Annotated in this window: 29 protein-coding genes; 1 reads left to right on the top strand and 28 read right to left on the bottom strand. The window is 52.9% G+C overall.

The window, feature by feature from the left end; all coding sequences use genetic code 11:
- Nucleotides 1-25: 25 nt before the first annotated feature.
- From ACSBQN_RS13035 to ACSBQN_RS12910, 26 genes are all read right to left on the bottom strand, one after another.
- Nucleotides 26-946 (bottom strand): Mu-like prophage major head subunit gpT family protein, encoded by a 921-nt coding sequence (locus tag ACSBQN_RS13035; RefSeq protein ID WP_434991693.1) that lies wholly within the window; start codon nt 944-946, stop codon nt 26-28.
- Nucleotides 946-2,163: a phage protease gene (locus ACSBQN_RS13030; protein ID WP_434991692.1), complete on the bottom strand. Its 1,218-nt coding sequence runs from the start codon at nt 2,161-2,163 to the stop codon at nt 946-948. The genes ACSBQN_RS13035 and ACSBQN_RS13030 overlap by 1 nt, the downstream gene beginning before the upstream one ends.
- Before the next feature lie 164 nt (nt 2,164-2,327).
- Nucleotides 2,328-2,798, bottom strand: a complete 471-nt coding sequence (locus ACSBQN_RS13025; RefSeq protein WP_132275106.1) for a phage virion morphogenesis protein — start codon at nt 2,796-2,798, stop codon at nt 2,328-2,330.
- Nucleotides 2,795-4,078, bottom strand: coding sequence for a phage head morphogenesis protein (locus tag ACSBQN_RS13020; RefSeq protein WP_434991691.1), 1,284 nt, complete (start codon nt 4,076-4,078; stop codon nt 2,795-2,797). The genes ACSBQN_RS13025 and ACSBQN_RS13020 overlap by 4 nt, the downstream gene beginning before the upstream one ends.
- Entirely contained in the window at nt 4,062-5,618 is a 1,557-nt protein-coding gene (locus tag ACSBQN_RS13015; RefSeq protein WP_434991713.1) for a DUF935 domain-containing protein, read from the bottom strand. The genes ACSBQN_RS13020 and ACSBQN_RS13015 overlap by 17 nt, the downstream gene beginning before the upstream one ends.
- A gap of 14 nt (nt 5,619-5,632) precedes the next feature.
- A complete protein-coding gene (locus tag ACSBQN_RS13010; protein WP_434991690.1) occupies nt 5,633-7,192 on the bottom strand; it encodes a terminase large subunit domain-containing protein in 1,560 nt (519 codons plus the stop codon).
- Entirely contained in the window at nt 7,192-7,764 is a 573-nt protein-coding gene (locus ACSBQN_RS13005; RefSeq protein WP_132275122.1) for a DUF3486 family protein, read from the bottom strand. Before ACSBQN_RS13005 ends, ACSBQN_RS13010 begins: the two co-directional genes overlap by 1 nt.
- Nucleotides 7,761-8,054 carry a VpaChn25_0724 family phage protein gene (locus ACSBQN_RS13000; RefSeq protein WP_132275195.1) on the bottom strand — a complete coding sequence of 98 codons (294 nt, stop codon included), beginning with the start codon at nt 8,052-8,054 and terminating at the stop codon, nt 7,761-7,763. The genes ACSBQN_RS13005 and ACSBQN_RS13000 overlap by 4 nt, the downstream gene beginning before the upstream one ends.
- 5 nt (nt 8,055-8,059) lie before the next feature.
- The gene (locus ACSBQN_RS12995) at nt 8,060-8,362 is read right to left on the bottom strand and encodes a DUF2730 family protein (protein WP_132275125.1); all 303 of its coding nucleotides are present in this window, start codon (nt 8,360-8,362) and stop codon (nt 8,060-8,062) included.
- Nucleotides 8,346-8,567: a TraR/DksA family transcriptional regulator gene (locus ACSBQN_RS12990; protein ID WP_132275128.1), complete on the bottom strand. Its 222-nt coding sequence runs from the start codon at nt 8,565-8,567 to the stop codon at nt 8,346-8,348. Before ACSBQN_RS12990 ends, ACSBQN_RS12995 begins: the two co-directional genes overlap by 17 nt.
- Nucleotides 8,564-9,160, bottom strand: a complete 597-nt coding sequence (locus tag ACSBQN_RS12985; protein ID WP_208952708.1) for a hypothetical protein — start codon at nt 9,158-9,160, stop codon at nt 8,564-8,566. Before ACSBQN_RS12985 ends, ACSBQN_RS12990 begins: the two co-directional genes overlap by 4 nt.
- Nucleotides 9,157-9,393: a hypothetical protein gene (locus ACSBQN_RS12980; protein WP_132275137.1), complete on the bottom strand. Its 237-nt coding sequence runs from the start codon at nt 9,391-9,393 to the stop codon at nt 9,157-9,159. Before ACSBQN_RS12980 ends, ACSBQN_RS12985 begins: the two co-directional genes overlap by 4 nt.
- Nucleotides 9,377-9,655, bottom strand: coding sequence for a hypothetical protein (locus ACSBQN_RS12975; protein ID WP_132275141.1), 279 nt, complete (start codon nt 9,653-9,655; stop codon nt 9,377-9,379). The genes ACSBQN_RS12980 and ACSBQN_RS12975 overlap by 17 nt, the downstream gene beginning before the upstream one ends.
- The gene (locus tag ACSBQN_RS12970; RefSeq protein WP_368890449.1) at nt 9,652-10,086 is read right to left on the bottom strand and encodes a M15 family metallopeptidase; all 435 of its coding nucleotides are present in this window, start codon (nt 10,084-10,086) and stop codon (nt 9,652-9,654) included. Before ACSBQN_RS12970 ends, ACSBQN_RS12975 begins: the two co-directional genes overlap by 4 nt.
- A 103-nt stretch (nt 10,087-10,189) precedes the next feature.
- Entirely contained in the window at nt 10,190-10,615 is a 426-nt protein-coding gene (locus ACSBQN_RS12965) for a Mor transcription activator family protein (protein WP_434991689.1), read from the bottom strand.
- Nucleotides 10,616-10,626: 11 nt separating this feature from the next.
- Nucleotides 10,627-10,935 (bottom strand): hypothetical protein, encoded by a 309-nt coding sequence (locus ACSBQN_RS12960; RefSeq protein ID WP_434991688.1) that lies wholly within the window; start codon nt 10,933-10,935, stop codon nt 10,627-10,629.
- Nucleotides 10,928-11,446: a hypothetical protein gene (locus ACSBQN_RS12955; RefSeq protein WP_434991687.1), complete on the bottom strand. Its 519-nt coding sequence runs from the start codon at nt 11,444-11,446 to the stop codon at nt 10,928-10,930. The genes ACSBQN_RS12960 and ACSBQN_RS12955 overlap by 8 nt, the downstream gene beginning before the upstream one ends.
- Entirely contained in the window at nt 11,443-11,964 is a 522-nt protein-coding gene (locus ACSBQN_RS12950; protein WP_434991686.1) for a gp16 family protein, read from the bottom strand. The genes ACSBQN_RS12955 and ACSBQN_RS12950 overlap by 4 nt, the downstream gene beginning before the upstream one ends.
- A 135-nt stretch (nt 11,965-12,099) precedes the next feature.
- On the bottom strand, nt 12,100-12,318 hold the full coding sequence (locus ACSBQN_RS12945; protein ID WP_132275155.1) for a hypothetical protein: 219 nt from the start codon (nt 12,316-12,318) through the stop codon (nt 12,100-12,102).
- A complete protein-coding gene (locus ACSBQN_RS12940) occupies nt 12,311-13,036 on the bottom strand; it encodes a DUF2786 domain-containing protein (RefSeq protein ID WP_434991685.1) in 726 nt (241 codons plus the stop codon). Before ACSBQN_RS12940 ends, ACSBQN_RS12945 begins: the two co-directional genes overlap by 8 nt.
- 105 nt (nt 13,037-13,141) lie before the next feature.
- The gene (locus tag ACSBQN_RS12935; protein ID WP_354639148.1) at nt 13,142-13,345 is read right to left on the bottom strand and encodes an ANR family transcriptional regulator; all 204 of its coding nucleotides are present in this window, start codon (nt 13,343-13,345) and stop codon (nt 13,142-13,144) included.
- 1 nt (nt 13,346) lies between these two features.
- Nucleotides 13,347-13,982, bottom strand: coding sequence for a DUF3164 family protein (locus tag ACSBQN_RS12930; RefSeq protein WP_354639146.1), 636 nt, complete (start codon nt 13,980-13,982; stop codon nt 13,347-13,349).
- Between the two features lie 13 nt (nt 13,983-13,995).
- Nucleotides 13,996-14,277: a hypothetical protein gene (locus ACSBQN_RS12925; protein ID WP_354639144.1), complete on the bottom strand. Its 282-nt coding sequence runs from the start codon at nt 14,275-14,277 to the stop codon at nt 13,996-13,998.
- The gene (locus tag ACSBQN_RS12920) at nt 14,274-15,227 is read right to left on the bottom strand and encodes an AAA family ATPase (protein WP_132275174.1); all 954 of its coding nucleotides are present in this window, start codon (nt 15,225-15,227) and stop codon (nt 14,274-14,276) included. The genes ACSBQN_RS12925 and ACSBQN_RS12920 overlap by 4 nt, the downstream gene beginning before the upstream one ends.
- 8 nt (nt 15,228-15,235) lie before the next feature.
- Nucleotides 15,236-17,221, bottom strand: coding sequence for a transposase domain-containing protein (locus ACSBQN_RS12915; protein ID WP_434991684.1), 1,986 nt, complete (start codon nt 17,219-17,221; stop codon nt 15,236-15,238).
- A 2-nt stretch (nt 17,222-17,223) separates the two neighbouring features.
- Nucleotides 17,224-17,478 (bottom strand): helix-turn-helix domain-containing protein, encoded by a 255-nt coding sequence (locus tag ACSBQN_RS12910; RefSeq protein ID WP_132275179.1) that lies wholly within the window; start codon nt 17,476-17,478, stop codon nt 17,224-17,226.
- Nucleotides 17,479-17,608: 130 nt separating this feature from the next.
- Here ACSBQN_RS12910 and ACSBQN_RS12905 point away from each other — a divergent pair, with 130 nt between their 5' ends.
- Nucleotides 17,609-18,415: a helix-turn-helix domain-containing protein gene (locus tag ACSBQN_RS12905; RefSeq protein ID WP_434991683.1), complete on the top strand. Its 807-nt coding sequence runs from the start codon at nt 17,609-17,611 to the stop codon at nt 18,413-18,415.
- Nucleotides 18,416-18,642: 227 nt separating this feature from the next.
- Here the strand turns inward: ACSBQN_RS12905 and ACSBQN_RS12900 are convergent, their stop codons facing one another.
- Both ACSBQN_RS12900 and ACSBQN_RS12895 read right to left on the bottom strand, forming a co-directional pair.
- Nucleotides 18,643-19,113 (bottom strand): LemA family protein, encoded by a 471-nt coding sequence (locus tag ACSBQN_RS12900; protein WP_434991682.1) that lies wholly within the window; start codon nt 19,111-19,113, stop codon nt 18,643-18,645.
- 469 nt (nt 19,114-19,582) lie between these two features.
- A complete protein-coding gene (locus ACSBQN_RS12895; protein ID WP_024474377.1) occupies nt 19,583-20,386 on the bottom strand; it encodes a MetQ/NlpA family ABC transporter substrate-binding protein in 804 nt (267 codons plus the stop codon).
- Nucleotides 20,387-20,397: the final 11 nt, after the last annotated feature.

The raw sequence follows: 20,397 nt of genomic DNA, 5'->3' as shown, positions 1-20,397 counted from the left end.
GGGCGTGAACCCCGTTTAACAGTGATTAAAGGTAATCGCCGACAATCAGCTCAAGACGGCCTTTCATTTCGTTTGTGACAGTTCCGCCATATTCAACAGTTAACTCACGCTCAAGCAAACGTGATGCAACTTTTTCCATTGTCGGGTGAACCACCAGGTGAGTCGGACGGATTGCCAGTGGGCGGCCACCGTCAGATTTGAGGTTGCGCATGTTCTGAATAACCGCCCATACGTTATCTCCGGTCAGTGCGGCCTTGGCGGCATAAGCCAGTTGCCAGAAGGAATAACCGGCTTCACAGCGGGTATCGACACCGTAACGGATCAGTTTTTTCATGAAGTTCTGTTCATCATCCACTTTATCCATCGCCACCAGTTCCGGTGCTTTACGCTGCTGGAACAGAACAGGCTTGATGGCACGGGAGCAGTCCAGAACAAACCACGGCTGACCGGTATAACCTTCTTCTGCCAGAATGTTGCTGATAACAGCCGCATCGCCGGTGCCGTCAGCGTTCGGGTAAACCGGATGGTCGGTATCAAAGAAATTCTGATTGTCATAGCACAGTGTGCTGAACCCCTTGGACAGTGCACCGAAACATAACTCATCCGGCTGAACACCTGCCGCGCGGCCCATTTCGGTAAAGAGCGGTGAATAGATCCCGATGTTGTCATCGTCGATATCGTCACGTTCTACGCCGACGGTACTTTCAAACGAGCGGTTAACCAGCTGATAGCCGTGCGACTTCATATCACTGATAGCACGCTCACCAATCCATTCACGCATACCCGGAAATTTACCCAGCCAGCCGTAGGTGTTGGATTTCGTGGTACTCGGCACTACCGTGGCAATTTTTTCATACTGGCTCGGAGCATCGGCCAGCCCGTCCTGAAAGTCGCCGTTCCAGCCGGTAAAAAGTGATTTGATTAACGAGGGGGTTAAAATAGCCATTATTTCACGGCTCCTTTCTGTTTCAGTTTAATGAAGTCGGCTTCAGAACGGCCCTGCAGACGGGCGGCTTCCTTATCTGACGCGGAAAGCACAGCGATTTTTCCGGCCGGTTTTTTCAGCCTCGTTGTCTGGCGGCCGGTCAGTGCAGCGATTGCCGGACGGCCTTTCAGGACTGCACTCAGTGCCGCAACGCCCTGTGTATTGGCAAGGATGCGCAGATAAGGCACTTCTCCGGCAGAAACACGGCCGGTACGGCGGGCATTGGCAATAATGCTGTCGGTGGTACTGCCGGAAACACGGGCACTCAGTGAGGCGGCGTGTTTACCCAGCAGATGATAAGCACGGGCCGGAACCACTTTGCTTATATCCATACCGCTGAGCGCGGCTTCTTCCAGAATCTGCTCCGCTTCTGCAAGCTCAGTACTGTTGTCATCGATGAGTGCGGTCACATCATCAGCAACGTCTTCAGGTGCCTGAGTGGTTTCAATGACTTCCTGTGTGTCCACCGCCACCTGCGCGGAGGTCTTCAGGGTGTCAGCAGCAGCCAGCGCCTGCGTCAGCAGTTCCTGTAACTGTTCTTCGGTCAGTTCCTCGGCATTTTCGGGCAGCGTGACGCCCAGTCGCTCAAGCAACTGAAGGAGGGTTTCATTCATGAGTTCATCCTTAGTGTCAGGGGGGAGAGAGATTAAGGTATTGAGCCGGGCACTCAGTGCGGCCATTGACTGCATACCGGTAAGCCCCGGGTCATTGGTCAGGGCGCCCATGCGCAGGTAAAGGGGGTGTCCGTTTTCGTCATACGGGAAAACCGCCGACAGATAGAGCCACTCGCGGGCATCCACCGCAGCCTGTGCAGCCGGGGTGAGTGACAGCCGGACAAACAGACCTTCGCCCTCACGCCACTGCATGTCATTACGCGGGTCACGCAGCCATCCTGCGGCGCGGGCTTCTGTGCAGGCAGCAGGGTCATCATCCTGTTTCAGGGTGACGTGGTTGTAATCAAAGAGCACCGGCTGACCGACAGCGGCGGTGGCCTGAATAAAACGTTCCGCAACAGCGGCATCAATAAACCACTGTCCGCCGGGCACATCTTCAGGACGACCGTCACGGGCACTGAAGTATCCGGCAGGCAGCAGCTGATACCAGCCGTCTGCGCTGTCTGTCATCGCGGCACTTAAAACGGCGATGCGTTTGTTCGGAGTGGTTTTTGGTGTTTTCATGCCCCCATTCTGAACCGGGGCGGGGGAAAGGCGGGTTTGTGGTAAATCACACCTTAACGGTGCATATCAGGGAAAGGAACAACTGAGTGACACTATACCGCGTTTAAAACCCGTTTAAAAACGCCGCAGCGCATTTAAACGGGATAATGATGATGTACGGCGTGCTATCGCTGCCGTAATGCCTCTGCGTGCTTCTGGTTAATGATACTGACGATATCACTGATACCCTGCGGTGACAGCCCCATATACGGACGGGCTGGAACCGCTGCCGGACCCGGCGGCATGGATGACAGTCCGCCGTACTGGTGGATTGCCGCGTAAACTTTATTTGACCCGACAGAGGCACTGGTGGCGTCATACCCGGGTGTCAGTGATGCCGCCAGTCCGCCCTGCGTGCGCTGCAGCATCGGCCCGTTATGACCGCGCTTTTCCAGTTTTTCGCGGTAGCGGTCTGAGAGCGCCTTCCACGGCGTGCCGGTTGACGGGTCTGCCTGTGCGGCAAAGGCGTCCTCACTTTCCGATACCAGTACGGCAGAAACCGCACGGGTGATCACTTTCGGATCTGTTCCCAGCTTCATCAGCCGCTGAAAGGCATCCTGTACCGGTTTTACGTCAATATGTGAATCAATTCTCATAACTTCCCCTCAATCAGGTCATAACGCCCGCTCCGGAGTCCGTCCTGTAACGCTTTCAGCGGGACGGTTTCCGCATGTACCGGCCGCCCGGTGACAGTCATCTGCCCGGACAGCGGAACACGGACAACCGTCCGGCCGGTGTCACGCCCGGTGGTGCCCACGTACAGCAGCTGCTGCCCGGTGTTATCCCTCAGCACCGCCGCCGGTCTGCCGATGATACCCGGCAGTGCCTGATATTCCGCCATCGTCAGACCGGATTTCAGGGTATTTCCGTCAGCGGTCAGCACACCGGGGGCCGCCTGTCCGGATTTCTCCAGTGCAGACGCCACCCTGTCAGAGACAAACCCCAGCGACTGCAGCCCCGCAACCGGGCGGCGGGTGGTCATCATCTCACCCACCCAGTCTGAAAAGGCTTTCTGCCGCACCGGCGCATTATTCAGTGACTGAATCACCTGCTGACGCAACTCACGGTTCTGCATTTCAAGCAGCTTACGGGCCATGCTGATATCGGCCCCCATTGCCAGCTGACCGGAGTTGGACGACCAGCCCGCACCGGTGGTCATGGTCTGGCCGCCGCGCTTAAACGTGGTGGTTTCAGCCTCATACACCTCGCCGGTGCGTTTATCGACGCCGGTTTCCACCTGCTGACTGCTGATGGCGCCGGTACTGGATTCCACCGTCAGCCCCATACGCCTGACCTGTTCTGCGGTCAGGGCGCGGACACGGCAGCGGCATCCCCAGTCATTCGGCGGATAGAGTTTTTCCCAGATGGGGTCATCAAAACGGAACACGCGGCCGTGCATGGCGGCATGGCTTTTGCGCGTTCTGCCGTCCATGACCGCGATATACTGCCAGTAAGGGTGTGTATCTGAACTTGCCAGCTGCTGCTGATAGCGCCCGGCCTGATACGCCGTGGCAACATTGGTACGGTAGATGGTTGCCAGACGTGACGGACTGCCAAGCTGTACCATCTCTGCGCCGCCGTTACTGTCAACAATCACCTGTTTACCCCACCAACCCTGTTCCTGCAGTTGTGGCGTCAGCGTTTTAATAAACTGCCGCTCAGTGATCCCCTGACTGTTCGCTTTATCAACCTCACCACTGATGGTTTCCAGAATATCCAGCCGGGCCGCTTTGGCGACAGTAAACGCCCTGGCATGGGCAGCCGCGTTCGCCTCCTGCCAGTTCCAGGTAATTTCATACCCCTTGCTGCGGAAATAATCGACGGCCAGCTCCGGCTCCAGCGTGGCTGCATAGCCTAAGTCAACGGGTTCCGGCATTCAGACGCCCCCACAGTTCAGCCACAAACATCGCGCGGTGCAGCATGTCAGTCAGCTGCGTATCATCCATCTGCTCATAAAGCTCAGACGCTGCCTGCACGGCGGATTCATAGCCATCTGTTCTGATGATGTTAATCAGCGGCATCAGCAGCGGATCAACCGTTGAGGCCCATTCCTGACCGGATACAGCCCCGGTCATGGTGCTGACGTCCGTTGCTGCCGGGTCTGCGGACAAGACCGCTTCCGGTTTTGCGCTCAGTAATGCGGCGGAAAAATCAGGCACTGCCGGTGCAGCAGCTTTCAGGATGTCCTCATCGTCAGCGGCCACCGGAATCTGTAACTTATCGTGTGCCCACTGTGCCGGGATTTTCATGCCGATATTGACCAGCTGCGGCAGGGCTGCCGCATAAACCGTGATATCTTCCGGCTCAGACAAATCAAACTCAAACGCGGGTTTGCGGCGCTGATTGTCAAATGACTGACAGTTCAGGGCATACAGCGGAAAGACCAGGTCACGGGTCAGTGTGGCCGCCAGCTGCGTGGCGTCACTGTCACGGACTTCAAACCGGACTTCATTATGCACATTGCCCAGTGCATTGGTGCTGGTCGCACCGTCCGCCTGACTGGTCAGCGTCCCGCCGAGAATGGCTTTTGACATACTCATCTCCGCCCATGACATCATTGCCATAAACGGATCTGCGGTGCCGTCCGCCGCATTTTTAAAGTCGATCATCATGGATTTCGGAATGATACCCCCGGCATTATGGCCGATGGACATCACCGCACGCAGCAGCGTGTCTTTCTCTTTTTCGGTGGCTCCGGCCGGATACTGCCCGACCCGGATAGGCAACCCGTAAATCTCCAGAAATTCCGCCAGATCACGGACAGAATAGTTCTTGAAAATAAACGGCCAGACCAGTGTGCGGATTAATCCGGTACGGGCAAGGTAACCCGATTTGGATTTTGCCACATGCTGAACCCAGCCGAACGGCTGCAGCGGCAAACCCTCCGCTGACCCGTCACGCAGCCGCAGCTCATTACGTTCACCCTGCGGGGTCTGAAACCATGCCGGGTCACGCCACTCCACAGAGCGGGGAATTAACAGCCCTTCGACTTCCTCCCACTCAATTTCCTGACAGCTGAAGCCTTTTAAAATGGCGTCCGTGGCATCAAAAATACAGTCGGAAAGCCAGTCCGCGTCATCCAGAATCTCCGTCAGCAGCTCCGCGTCCCGCTTTTCCTCACGGCTGGCATTACGGGGCGGTTTTATTTTCCAGTCCAGTGACTGAAGGGCACGTCGGCGCTTGCCGAGTTCTGACTGCAGATGCGGGTCTTTTTCCTCCATATCCTCCGCCAGCTCACACTGCGCCAGTAACTGACCGCGTTCCGCACCAACCAGAATCTCAGCGGCACGGGCCGGGGTCAGTCCGGATACAGGATGGTCACCGTAGTAACGGTTTAACTGAAATGCACGGGATTCATCATCCTGTGTCTGACTGTCCGGTTTAAACCAGAAACGATGCCCCACGGCATCGACCATACGTCGTAATATTTTCACCAGCACCCCCGTTCAAAATCCGGATAATCATCGTCATCACTGACGGCCCGTTTATCCGGCAGCGGAATAAAATCAATTTCCTGACCGTCGATATAGGTCGCACGCGTAAACATCAGATACGCACCGGCGCTGTCGCCGTGACGCTTCTTGCCGTCAGCCCCTTTGCGCCGGTTTTTGTCTATCTTCGGCACACCCCGGATATTCTGCATCTGACGCTGGTCAGCAATGATGTCCTCATCTTTCGGGATGGAGATATCATTCGACTCATACAGGGCTTTGTATTTCGGTGACCACTCACGGTAAAAGTTGTCTGTGATATGCACCGCATCCACCAAATCCTCACCGTAGTGCAGGCGCAGCGCCTCCCCGAGATAACCGCCGTTCCCGGTGGCATCCACCGCAATCCCGACCAGCCGGGGCAGTGAGTCGATGACAAAAAAGGCAATCTGCCGCTGCTGGTTGTAGGGCACATCATGCAGCTCGACCGTCAGCGTCAGCTTCCGCCGGGTGTCCTGTTCAATACTTCCGGCACCGATAACCGACAGGTCACCGCTGCGGGCAAAGTCCTGTCCGTAGGCGTGGCGCGTATCCGGATCAAAGTGGCTCAGTACCGGCAATAACTCTTCACCGCAGAAGGTCTGAACGGTTTTTACACGCTCGTCTTCCGTCCATGTCATATGTCCTTTCGGCATACTGAAGCGGACAACGATACAGTTTTCATCGGTGGCGCGGTCAATCAGCACACGCGGAATGTAGGCACCCGAACCCTGTTTCGGTACGCAGTAATATTCCTCAAGCGCATCTTCTTCCGTGGCGGTGTCTTTCAGCAGATTGGCTTTCCACTCGTCTTCCACCGCCGGTGTCCAGTTCTGACGGCGCACCTGACAGATACGGCGGTATAACCCGTCATTACAGGCATCATCCAGCGTGATAGTGTGAACTGAATAGCGTTTGCGTCCGGCAAGAGAGTCCTGTATCAGCTCATTGAACAGGTTTTCATTACCGTTATGCGTGGAAATAATGCGGACTTTCGCACCCCACATGGTCAGCGCAAGCGCGGCTTTCAGCACTTCAGCCAGCTGTTCATGGAATGCGGCTTCATCAATGGTGACGTTACCCTGCATACCGCGCAGGTTTTTCGGGTTACTGGATAATGCCTGGACTTTGAAGCCGCTGCTGAAGTAGACGACAAAGGTCAGAATGTCCTTGTCCTCATCCTCAAAGACTTCCTCACCGATTTCCCCGGCGGCCAGCCCGTAAGCTTTTGCCCACATGGCAACGGCGTCAATAAACTCCCGCGCCATCTCTTTGTTGGAGCCGATATAGAAATGATTCATCCCGCCTGCTTCACGGGACTGTGCCGCTGTCAGGGCAGCATCAGCGGCCTCAGCCCATGTCAGGCCGGTACGGCGGGATTTCTGTGCAATTTTGAGCGGGGAGTCGTCCGCAATCCAGCGTTTCTGATAGCCCAGCAATACCTCGTCCGGACTGAACGAACTGTCATTAGCCGAACTGAGAATAAATTCCGCTGACGGATTCAGCTTTGCGGCCTGCATTATGCAATCCCCAGAATCTGACGTTTGATATTTGCGGCGGCTTCTTCAGTCAGCCCGGCCTGTTTAACCATGCTTTCTGCCTGTTCGGCGGCTTCTGCCGCAAACGCTGCACGGATCTCTTTCTCACGTTTGGTGCTCATCATAGCGGCCTGCTCAATACGGGCCGCGACCAGTGCCAGCTGCGCCAGTGCTTTCGGCTCAACGACTTTATCGGTCTCAGACAATGACATGGTGGTTTCAAACGCCAGTGATTTCACAAACTCCTGCAGCAGCTTACCGACGTCAGAGGTCGGCGCATCACCCAGCCGGGAAACCCACACGTCGGCAATTTCGCGGCCTTCGCGGATTTTGGCCCCGAGGGTTTCCATGCGGGACGCATAACGGTTCAGACCGGTACGGGAAATTTTCAGGTCATCCGGCAGGCCGTTCTCATCAATCAGTTCATTGACCGCCGCCCGGATATCCTCCTGCGTGTGGCGCTTATCCCGCAGCAGTGTATGAAGCTGGTCACGGATAGCTTCCGGCAGCAGGTCAATTTTAGAGGGACGCCCGCGCGTTTTTTTCTCACTCATAACCCGCTCCGGGGACGGGGACGTTTGACACCGGGAACTGTACTGCGGCCTTCCGCCACATCCATCCCGCGCCCGGTCACAGAGGCAACCAGACATCCGGCCACATCTTTGACAGAGCACAAACCCTGTTCCGCCAGCCAGTAAAGATGGGAACGGATCACATCCCGTGACTCACGGTGGCCGTAAGCATCAAGACAGGTCTGCAGTACAGACTCATTGGCATCACCGCCGCAGTCGGAAAGGGAGCGCAGCAGTACCAGCCGCTGATCTTCATTTAAGATTTCACGCATCGACATTATTTTTTCTCTTTCAGTTCGTTCTGTAATAACAGGTCGCTCATGCGGCGCAGCTGCTGAAGTTCAGGGGCCACAGCTTTGATATCGCCTCTCAGGTTGGCGATTTCCAGCTGAAGGTTATACAGTTCCGCCCGGTTCGGCAGGGTTGCCAGCGCAACCTCCAGCTCACTCAGCCGCCGGTTCATCAGTTCGACTTCATCCCGTTTGGCGTAAGTCTTACTGAGCAGCAACAGACCGATGGCCACCGCGCCGGTGACCACGGTATAAATCATTGACCAGTGTTCTCTAAGGACGTCCAGCATGTTTTTTCCTGTATTCAAAGCGTTCCTGACAGGTCACACAGCGTTCAAAGCGGGGATTCACTGCCAGCCGTGCGGGGTCAATATCTTCGCCGCAGGATAAACAGACGCCTGTTCCGTCCTGCAGCTGATTATCAAAGTGAGCGGCCAGCGCCTGCTCACGGTAAAACTGTTCAAGCTCACAGGCTTTGTCGATTTGTCTGCTCATTGTTCTGCCTTTGCTTCGCTGCCCATTCCTGCAGCGCCAGCAGCTTGTTTTCCAGTGTCTGCACCCATTCCCCGAACAGCGCCGCGTGTTTCAGCAGCACCGGTGGAGCGCCGGACTCCGGCGGCTGCGGCCGGGGCGGCAGGTACAGCAGTTCCGGCGGCGGGAGCGGACAGGATGACACTATCACTGCCGGATTCACCGTAACCGAGGGCTTCGCGGTAGAGCCGCAGCCCGCTGTCACCAAGGCCATTCCAGCCGTCACCATCAGCGGCAACAGCGGCCGGAATACTGCGCTCAATACGGCGCGTGGTGGTTGACAGGGTACTGAGGGTGTTCCTGAATTTTTCTGACAGTTCTGCATTCTGTTTCGCCTGTTCCTGCTGCTGACGGATAATCTGTTTCAGTGCTCTGGCGTTCTCATCCGCCAGCGCATTACGTTCCGACAGCAGCGTTATTTCCGCATCGGTGCGTTTCCGTGTTTCGTCATCAATCCGGCTCTGCATGGAAACACCGGTGACCAGTGAGCCGAACACACCGCCCAGTGCTGCACCCACAACCGCGACAACGCCGTAAATTTTCAGTGCGCCGGTCATTGCCCCAGCTCCTTATCACGTTTAATGGCGGCCTGTTTTGATGCCTGATTCTGGGTGACCCACGCCGCCAGATATCCGACAAACAGCCACTCGCAGTCTGCCAGTTTCCCGGTGACCGTCATCCAGAGCAGAACCAGCGTGCTGGCGACAAAAGCCCCGATAAGGGTGGTGTCTGATGTGGACAGACGGCCGGTGGCCGGATTGGTAATCAGCTGTTTAAGAATGGCGAACATGACATGCCCCCGCTTTTGCCAGACGGATATCCTGCTCATTCACTGAACGCCAGCCCCGGGAGAACAGGGACTGATAGGTGTTGCTGTGGCTGTACAGCGGCACCTGAGAGATATCGTTTCCGGCCAGTGCCTCTGCAAGACAGCGCTCACGGCCGGACTGATAAATACTGAAATACCGCGGATTTTTCAGTGCCGGTATCTGCCGCAGCAGCAATGCATGGGGCACTGCCTGTGACGGGGTAATGTTCGCCGCCGGGTTCATCGCGGGATTTCCACATGCGGGTAATCAGGGAATTTGGTCTGACCCAGAAGAGCAGGATCACTTTGCCAGTTTTTACCGAAACGCAGTATCACACCCTGTTCGTCTGCCGCCGTTTTAATGGCCTGTAAAACCGGCTCAAAGAGGTGTTTGTTTTCGTCCCAGCTCATGCCGGGCTTCATGGCGGACGGCAGAATATCAACAGCATGACCGGTCAGGTGACGGCTGTTACTGGTCTGGGAGTTTCCCTTGCGGACGTACTCAGCTTGTTTCTCCGGCGTTCTGAGTCCTTCGATAACAGCAAAATCAACGGGAGATAATTCCAGCGCACGGCGGATAATTGCGACCAGAACAGGGTTAACCCCTCTGAGGTTATTTTCACTGCGCTGACTGAATTTAAATCCCCGGGTGCGTAAATCGGATGGGTTTGTCATGGAGGCTACCTGTTAAAAATAAGTAGCTCATCATCGTATTTATGCGCTGAAGGGTGGGTTTGTGGGGTATCAAACAAAAACCCGCCGGGTGGCGGGTTCTGATTTACTCAAAGAGATCTGACTGATAACGCTTGCGGTGCAATATCATCTGTTGCCGCAGTATGGCATAAACTGTCGAGTTGGTCAGAGAATATTTACGGGCAAGCCCGTCAACATCGCCGCCTGACAGTGACCAGTCCAGGAACAGCTGATTATCACGCAGGGCAGCTTTCAGCGCATCACCGGTAGGCAGGTAGACTGCGCGGCCACCGTAGTAATGCGCCAGTGCCCCGGCCAGTTTTCCGGCAGATAATTTAGCTGCAGGCACATCATATCCCTGACGGGCAAGCTCTGCACTGAACAGATCTACGATATCGGCCAGCAGCTGCGGCCAGCGGGACTGCAATTCGGTTTCAGGAATATTGTCCAGATTATCCAGCAGCTGTCCCAGTTCTTCGTGACTATCGGCAAAAAGCGGAAGAGTATTCATATTAAGACCCGTTAATATCGGAACCAGAAATACCAGAGAATAAAACCACCTACGGCTGCCATGATTAAAATCCCGATGCTTTTATCACTGCTGGCCGGATGTTTGGCGGCAGTCTGTAATAATTTTTTACGGATAATCAGATATACCGGCAGTGTAATAATACAAACTAACTGAGTCATTACACCCCAGAACACGGGAGAACACCCGCGCATCTTACCCGCATCATCACGATAAGAGCCGATATGATGACTGTGAGCGTCAAAATATACCCAGAATCCAGCCGCTACCGGCAATAATATAAAGAAAAGATCACTATCCATCTAAACCTCCGTTTTGTTTCTCTAACCACTCTTTGCCGCCGGGTAGTGTACCCAAATCAACTCCAAACTGCTGCATTTGTCTGAAGTAAGCATCCTTGGAATCAGAACCGGATGTCTGTTCTTTTTCCCGGGATTTCACATTGCTGCTTTGTGAATACACCTGTTTTGATGACTCATACACCGTTTTCAGATAGTTATGATTTGCCAGCGGTTTAACATCTCCCTTTGCGCGTTTTTCGCGGATACGCTCAACGGTTTCACTGAGTGCATGAGCCAGCACCCGCCCGGCGGGATAAAGCGCCAGAACCTCAGTAGCCAGTTTTAATGCCCGGCTATTGCTCAGGTTAGATTTTTCACGACGGAACAAACCTACATAAGCAACCAAATGCCTGGAGCAACTCCCCGGTAAATCGGCAAGTATTTTCAGTAACTGACGGCTGGCATCATCTTCGCATAACGCTTCAAGGTGCCAGTCGGTATGGCATATCGGACAACGGCCAATTTTCATCATTTTTTCCCCTGATTGTATGCCTGACATACCGCGTCATAACCGCGAAAATCAGGCTGGTGCTGGCGGCGGGCTTTGATGGCATCAAGCATCAGACGGACGTGCCATTTTTTCAGTGACTCCAGAACCAGATAAGCAAGGTCTCCGTTAAGCCAGCCGAGTTCGGCAACACCGGCACCGCCGTTCAATTTCGCAGTCTGGCGCTGAACAAACTTATTCAGGGCTGATTCTGAACCATCTGCAACAAAACCCTGACGGTGCATAGTGATCCAGACAGCGGTGATTTTGCTGATTTCAGCTGTTTTTACTCTGCCTTTTACACGCTGATTTTCGCGCTTAAAACGGCGTTTAAACCCGCGTTCAACAAAAGCATCATAGACCTGAGTCAGCTCCGCATGGGTCATTTTCCGGCAGGAGTCTTTTCCGGTGGCAGCAACCAGTGCCGAACGGTAAGTGTCATCGTCGAGCTTCAGCTGAGTTTTCGCGATATGAATAAGGCGGATAAGTTGATCACGTATCATATCTGTGTCCTCAGTCATATTTCTGGTTTTCGGGGCGCTGACGGTCTTCCGCAGCACTGCGCCGCTGATACCATGCGGCTCCGGCAAAGCCGGTGATAACACCGGCAATAAAACACAGGATGCTCATCATAGCCGTTACCTCCCGAGGTACTGGTTGCATGTCGGCAGGCAACCGCCACGCAGCTTGTCATTACAGTTGTCGCACATATCCGGTTCATTAAAAGCCGCGCAGACAGAATCAGCAGCAGATACAATCACAGCTAACTGTTTCTGGCTGAGCTTAATCCCGTGATGCTGATTGGCTATTTCAATGCAGACAGCACTGACCAGACCGATTTGTTTAATCTTAACCATGAGCTATCTCCCGGCTATGAATAATTGCCGCAGGCGTCACGGACGAACCACTTACACCATGTGACAGCTTTGCCTTTTTACCTGCATGGAATCCGTCACGCGCCGCGCCGTCTGACTGAGTATGCTTTTTACTGTCCCGCATATTGATATCACTGAATTTTGTCTGCTCTTTTTTGCGCTCCATATATTGGGTCATAACCTGACGCTCATTTTCTTCAGGTACAAACTCAGTGATAACCTGCCAGACCCCATGAACCCATGCCTCACACCAGGTATCCGCTAAATCAGTTTTTTTCACGGGTTTGGTTCTTTTATGAATACTGTTGTAAAACGCTTTACGTCCGCTGATTAACTGGCGTGTCAGTACTTCAAAGGCATAACAGGCGATTTCGGGACGTTCAGCCGGGCCATAAAATACAATTGTCCGGCGGCCGGACTGGTCATAACTGAGGTAATAACGAACACCAAATGCCCGGCAAACGGCACCACCCAGCATGATCATATAACGCGGGGGCTTCACTGCTTTCGATGGCGTTTTGTGAGTACCGCTTTCAGTAACCTGACTGAGTGATATGTCTGATTCACTCAGTCCGTATTCCTGCATTAACTTCTGAGCCATCCTCATGGCTGTGGCCGCTTCTTCAGCACTGCTGTTATTTCTGGCCTTATTCAGAAGTTTTTTTATTTTTTGCAAATAACGTTCTTTATCATTTGCCATATTAAAAATACCCCGTTATCAGGATTCAGGCGTAAGGAGGACCTGACGGGTTTACGCCTGAATTTAAAAATGACTGTTTATTAGATGGTTATATTAAACTGTGAATTAACAATTAATATCTGAACTGATTAATGCGGTATAACGTCCGCCCGCAGCTTTGGCACAGAATTCAGCACGGCGTTCTGCCCACTGCCGATTTTCCCGTTTTTTCGCCAGTTCCGCTGCATCAACCCAGTTTCGCCCGGCTTCCTTGTAATGGCCGTCGCGTTCTGCGGCGGCCGCTGTTGTTGCATAGTGCTTAAATGACATATCACACCCCCGCGATATCTAATGAAATCTGCACATATTTACCGCTGTTGTCCCGCTTGTAGATGCGGACATAACGGCAACTGCTGATAACCTGAGTGGACTCACTGATAGCCGTCATGGCCCGCAGCCATTTTTCATCAGTGATATTCAGACGGCGCAGCTTGAGTACATCACCGGTGCGGATATTACCTGCGACATCCACCTTGAACGCATCTTCGATAATCGCCAGAATTTCCGGACGGGCACCGACTGACCAATCCTTAATACATTCATCAATCAGAGCTTTTGCTGCCTGTAATCGTTCATCAAAAGCAATGCGTTCCTGAATGGCAACCTGCACACGATGTTCACCGTCAAAGGTGTGCAACTGGATGTTGCCTTTTTTACCGCCCATATCCACACCGTACTGCTCTGAAGATAAGGCACGAAAAGCATCAACCTCATCAAATGCGTAATCTTTAAAGACTTTAAGCGCTGCCTGAAGTTCGTCGGAACGGGTGACAATATCCCCGACAACAGTATCCCGGGCGCGGTCAATATCCTTGATCATATCGACCGGAATCAGACAACCCTTGGCATCACGCCAGTAGCCATCCGGAACCGTATGCTGAGTAAATTGAGTATCTTTGTTTGACATAATAATTTCCTTCTTAATGGACAGATTCAGACCAGTACACGCGACAGCCTGATTCGTTAAACACACCCTGGCGGGCACCGGAAAAACTTTTACTGAGATACTGATAAGACGCCTTACCACTGCGGATTAGTTCATCACAGTAGCTGTGACGTGCAATACGGATGCAGGGTTTACCGTACCGGGTAACAACACTCAGAACCGACACGCCGCGCTCTGAAAGCTGCTGAACTACTGATTCAGCCTGTAACAGTGCTGATATCACTGACTGATTTTCGGTATTGATGGTGATGTTCATAATTCTGTCCCCTCCAGGTCTTTTACCGCTGCGCGGATATGCTTTTCACACAATGCTTCATTTGCGCCGGTGGCAAACATTGCCGCAAGACGCAATGTGTGGGATACCGTCCGCAATGCCCCCGGGCGTTCAGCCAGCTGCGTAACAAGGTCACGCTCTCTGTCACCCAGTCCCCACGCCGCAGAAATGGCTTTCACATCGTCTTTTTTGGTTTTCAGAATGGCGACCTTTTTTGCTATCCGGCTGAACAGACGGGCAAAGTCAACATTCCGGGAGTTGCCACCGGTCAGCTTTGAATAGACCTGATTGTTACCGACCAGCGCCAGACCAATGCCGGTTTCTTCCTGTAAAATCCGCAGCTCTTCCAGTACCGGATAATCCAGATGGTCAGCTTCATCAATGATGAGCAGGCCGGATGTCCCGCGTAATTTACGGCGGATAACACGTCCCAGCTGACCGGCACGGCGCGGAGCGTCACCAACACCCAGCTCAAGAGCCAGTTCGTACAGGCATTCGCTCAGGCTGCTGCGGGACGGGGAAACAGTAATCAGCCAGACATTCGGGCGCTCACGGACAAACTGCTGTAATGCCTTGCTTTTTCCCACACCCGGACTGCCGTAAATCACGCTGATACACTGAGCGAGTTGTGCATACTGCAATGCCGACCAGATTTGTTTTACTGTCCGGGTCTGAACAAAGTCAGGTGCCTGCGGCATTTCGTTGGTTTTCCGGGTGCGGTTTTCCAGCCACACTGCCAGTTTGCCGCTCACGCTGTCGTTATCACCGCGATAGTTCTCATTCATAAACTGAGACAGTGCTGTCGCTGACAAACCGATTTCGCGGGCTATCGCGCTGTATGTCACTCCGTCATTGTCAACAATGGCGCGGATGGCAGCACGGGTATCAGCCTGTGCGGTTTGTGTCTGTGTCATTTCAATAACGTTGGTCATGTAACCCCCTAAATCGTATTTTTCTTCCGGCGCTCGTCGAACTGAGCAACGGCATTTTCAAACGCATAATCGTAGTTATTCTCTGTCTCCGCAGAGACATGAACCTGCTCACGGCGGACGGTGTTACCGGCTGGCCGGTACATTTCCACAACATGTGTTTCCGGTGGTTCCGGCGGTACTATCTCCGGCATCAGTTCTGCCACTTCCAGCGCAGTCATACGCTGCTGTGCGGTGGTTGCTTCTTTGGTGCGTTTAACAAAACGCTGACGGTTACGGTGATGCTCACGCGCTGCCTGACTATCACCAAACCCTGATTTTTCAATACACTGAGCGGAGCAGATAAAACGGCCGTCCAGCGTGTAACACAGAACCGATTCATGCAGTGATTGCGGGTCAAACCGGATGACCACCTTGTTCGGTTTGATGCCCAGTAACTGCTCGTTGTAATACCGGTTTTTACGGGCTGAAATTTTCCCGCCCGCATTCAGTGTGAACGCGCCGTTGTAAACCGTGACCGCTTCGGCAGGTAACAGCAGCAGATTGCGCTGTTCCGCAGTTGCTTTACGGACGGTGCTTTCACGATAGCTCTGCTCAAATGCGGCATCGAATGACAACACACCCTGACAGGCTTCGGTGTCCCGTTTCGGCTGACGGTTCCAGAATGCGATACCGTCCGCGAGTGCTTTCAGAAATACCTCTGCATCCACTACCCGGTCACCATAATTATCCGGTTTTGCCATCGGATTCGCGCCGGTGTATGCCCCCGCCAGTGACGGATGACGGTCAACAACCTCACCCAGACCACCGTGTGAGAATGCACGCTCTATCGGTTTTGCCTGACCGTGACCCTGACCGAACAGCACGCTTGTCCAGTGCAGTTTGATCCCCAGTAACGGGATGATCCCTTTCGGGTCGTCTTCTTTTACTTTGAACCGGTAGCGGTTCGGCACGCCGCCAGTCATCCATTTATTGGCCGCTGCGCGGGTGTTATCGATGGTGATATGTTTCGGGATACCGTATTGCTCCACCACATCAGCCAGCGCGAGACGGATGCTGTCGCTGTTCTCGGAAACATCCGTGCGCCACGCTAAAATTTTACGTGTGCGGATGTCCTGCCAGACCCATGTTTTAGGGCGGAGCACTTCACCGTTAAACCAGCGGACAAACACGTTATGCTGATAGCCGTCACCGTTGATCCACTCCATTGCATCCAAATCAAGCACGGTACGTTCCTGTGCCGGATATAACCGCATCAGGGCGTGTTCACCTTCACGCAGTAACACTACCTGTTCAGCCGGTACTTCCCGCTCCAGTTTGCGGCGCAGGGAAGACAGGCTCGGAATAGTCCATCCATGTGCGGCAGCGGCTTCTGTCAGTCGTGCATAGCAGGTACGCAACGCCGGTTGTTCAGGACGCAGGTAATCAGCCAGGAAAAAATCCCACGCGTCAGAGCTGCATTCCGCTTCTTTCTTCCGCCGGGCTTCAAGACTGCGGCCGTGCTGACTTACCAGTGCTGCAGCCCAGTCTGAGCGGTCAAAATTTTTGACCTGGTAATACCAGCGGCGCACGGATGCCGGAGCGACTGATAACGCCTCACCAACAGAGTCAAAGGCAGTCAGGACATCGATGCCGCTGTCCAGCAATTCGGCAACCGCTATCACTGCTTCGCAGCGTTCGCGTGCTTTTTCACGCTGTTTGTCGCTGGCGTTATTCCAGTTCTGCCAGAGCAGTTCCCCGGAGTAATTTCCGGACTGGCGTTTTTTGATTGCAATCGGGGTGCCGGATACTTCAATGACACCTTGTTTTTTAAGTACGGCAACACGAGTGTGAGCAGGTAGACAACTGTAATGGTATTCAAATGCTTTTGACCCCACGCGTTTGCGGCTCAGTTCCGGAGAGTCTTGCACCAGACGTTCCAACGCATCACGCGTTCTGCGTGGTGTTGATGGCATACCAATAACTCCGGCCAGCTCATTAGCACTAAACCATTCCATATTTACCCCACGTACTTACTTTGATAACGGCTAGGCCATATAGCTGCCGGAGTTACCCCAATAGCTTCAGCTATCAATCTTTCTCCCTTTGGCCAAGGACGATCTAACGCATTATTTAATGTTCTGGAATTTAAGCCCGCGTCTCTTGAAACTCTTGCCAGGGACGTTCCGCGTTTTTTTAAAGCAGCAATAATGTCTGCGCGATGCCAATCACTTCCATTCGTCGGGTTTTTCTGCGATGCTACTTGGTTATTCACAGTAATAACTCCTTATGATAAATCCTAGTAATAAGACAATAAGGACAAAACGGACGCATGTCAACACAAAAACGTCCCTTTAGTCCTTTTTGTTGATGGGGTCACAATCGTTGAATGGCGGGATTCAGAAATGAAAGAGACGACAAATACAGAAAGGGACGAGGTGTCCGTTTTCCTGAATGACAATAGGACGCAAGAGGCAGAATTGAGTCTGAGATTAAATAACCCGTGGGTTAGTGCCCAAGAGGTTGCTGGATTACCTGATGTACCAACGACGTCCAGACGATCACGCGACCTGTTGGAAAAGGCAACAGCAGATAGACCATTGTTAAAAAGAAAGAGAAAAGGGACGAAAGCGACAGAATACCATGCTGCTGCATTACCTATTGCTGCGATACGTGAACTGTTGCGGCTACAGGGTACAGCTAACGAAAAACAAAGTGTCAACGATAATCAGGCATGCAAAGCTGATCCATACAGTGGTTACACATTCGAGCACTTTTTAGATGAGTTTGCATTAATCCCTGGTTACCGGGTTCAGGTTTCCGCAGGCAACGGCTCCATCAGTGAAGATGACATAGGAACATTACCTTGCCGACATCTGGCCTTCCGCCGTAAGTGGTTACGATATAGAGGGTTTAAAGAAAGTGAATTGGTAGTTGTATGGGCTAAAGGCGATTCAATGGAGCCTACGATAAGTAATAACAACACTCTGTTAATAAACACAGCTCGTACCAGACCAACTGACGGAAACATTTATGTTATCAGGCAGGAAGATATGCTGTGGGTTAAGCGCGTTCAAATATTGCTGGATGGCTCATGGTTACTGATTAGTGATAACGATGCATACCAACCCCTACAGATCAAACCGGATGCGATGCATAATTTCCAAGTTATAGGTCAGGTTGTGAACATTGCAAAGGATGTTGGTGACTGATTTAAACGCGATTTAAATGGGGGTTTTATGTTTCGGTACATTTATCACTTTACGTGGTTTTTATTTCCGGCCAGTTCCCCGTTTCTCATTTTATAATTTCAATAGTCATAGCCGTAAAACATAACCAAAATCCTTCGCAATCCCGCAGCCTGCCTTATTTTTTTCCCGCGAAATCCCGTTTATTTTCGCCAAATCCCTATCTATCTTTGTTTCTCATTGTTGGTGGTTCATAACACACGGACACTTTCGATATAGCGGCCGCGCGCCACAGCGATCCGGTTTTCACTGCCTTCCAGCTGTACCATTAAGTCGCTGTAGAGTGCGTTACTTTTCAGATCCGGATAACGTTCTGATACCGCCAGCAGGCGGGATAGCGAGGATCCCAGTTCAGTCTGCGCCTGCTGGAATTTAGCAAGCAGCGCCGGGTCACTCAGATCACTGACACTGATATTCATCTGCCCGACTTTTGCCCGGGCATTCACCACATCCTGTAAGACCTGACGTTCAAAGTCAGAGGAAGCCTGCACGGTTTTCACCAGGTTCGGGATCAGATCCGCGCGGCGTTTGTATTGGTTGAGCATTTCAGAGGCGGAGGCGGTCACCGCTTCGTCCTGTGTCTGGATGCTGTTGTAATTGGAGACCAGCAGTACGCCGACCAGCACCACCACACCCAGTAATCCGATAATCAGTTGTTTCATCGTATTTTCCTTATCTCAGTGGCGACTATTATTCAGGCAATCCGCCGGGGATTCAAGATAAGGATGAAAGAGTAAAACCGGGGATCGGGGATTACGGTGCCTGCACCGGCAACGGGCAAAAACAGAAAGTCGCTGTAAACACTTCCGTGTTATACGCTAAATCATTTCGTTCAGAGCAAGGCGGCAAATGAAGGGGCACGGGGAGCATACATCAGTATGTGACCCGGGACACTGAGTGCGGCCAACGCGGCTATGGACGGAAGGATGACGCGGATACGCTCAGGCTCGCCATCCATGGCTCGCATGCTTTCTGTTTTTGCCCGTCACCTGTGCCCGCAGATCTCAATACACTAAATCATTCCGTTCAGAGCAAGGTGGCAAATGAAGGGGCACGGGGAGCATACATCAGTATGTAACCCGTGCCCCTGAATGCGGCCAACACCGCTATGGACGGAAGGATGACGCGTATTTACCAGGCCCGGACAGCATCGCCTTTATACACCTCATCGGCCTTTTTCAGCACCTCATCACTCTGGAATGCCGCGACCAGTTTTTTCAGCTTCTCATTATCTTTATCTGCCGCTCTGACCACAATCAGGTTCACATACGGGGAATCAGCCCCTTCCATAAACAGACCGTCACGGGCGGCGGATAATCCGACCTGAGATGAGAAATTATTGTTGATAATGGAGAGATACACATCCGGATCATCGAGTGTGCGGGTCAGTTGCGGGGTATCGATCTCCGCAAACTTCAGTTTCTTCGGATTTTCAATGATATCCAGGGTGGTCGGCAGATAACCGACGCCGTCTTTCAGTTTAATCAGCCCCTGAGCCTGTAACAGCAGCAGGCTGCGGCCGAGCGTAGTGGCTTCGTTGGAGATGGCCACTGTTGCACCGTCCGGCAGTTCAGCTGCGGATTTGATTTTCTTTGAGTATGCCGCTATCGGGAAGATAAAGGTTTTACCAATAACTTCAAACTGATAGCCACGTTCTTTGCTTTGCGCCTCATAGTACGGCACGGTCTGGAACGCATTGGCATCCACATCACTGTTGCGCAGCGCTTCATTCGGCAGGACATAGTCATTGAAGGCGATAACATCAACATCCAGCCCCTGCTTCTCTTTGGCAACTTTGACCACTTCTTCCCAGATAGCCTGATCCGGCCCGGTGTTAATCGCCACTTTCAGTGGTTTTTCATCATCATTCTGCGAGCAGGACACGGCCAGTAATGTGGTGCAGGCGAGCAGTGCCGATACAATAATTTTTCTCATACTATCTCCGG

Origin of the sequence: Morganella sp. B601 (assembly GCF_051172335.1) — a bacterium.
GTDB classification, from domain to species: Bacteria; Pseudomonadota; Gammaproteobacteria; order Enterobacterales; family Enterobacteriaceae; genus Morganella; species Morganella morganii.
Note: the sequence above shows the minus strand (reverse complement) of the source record. Positions and strands in the feature narration are given on the sequence as shown.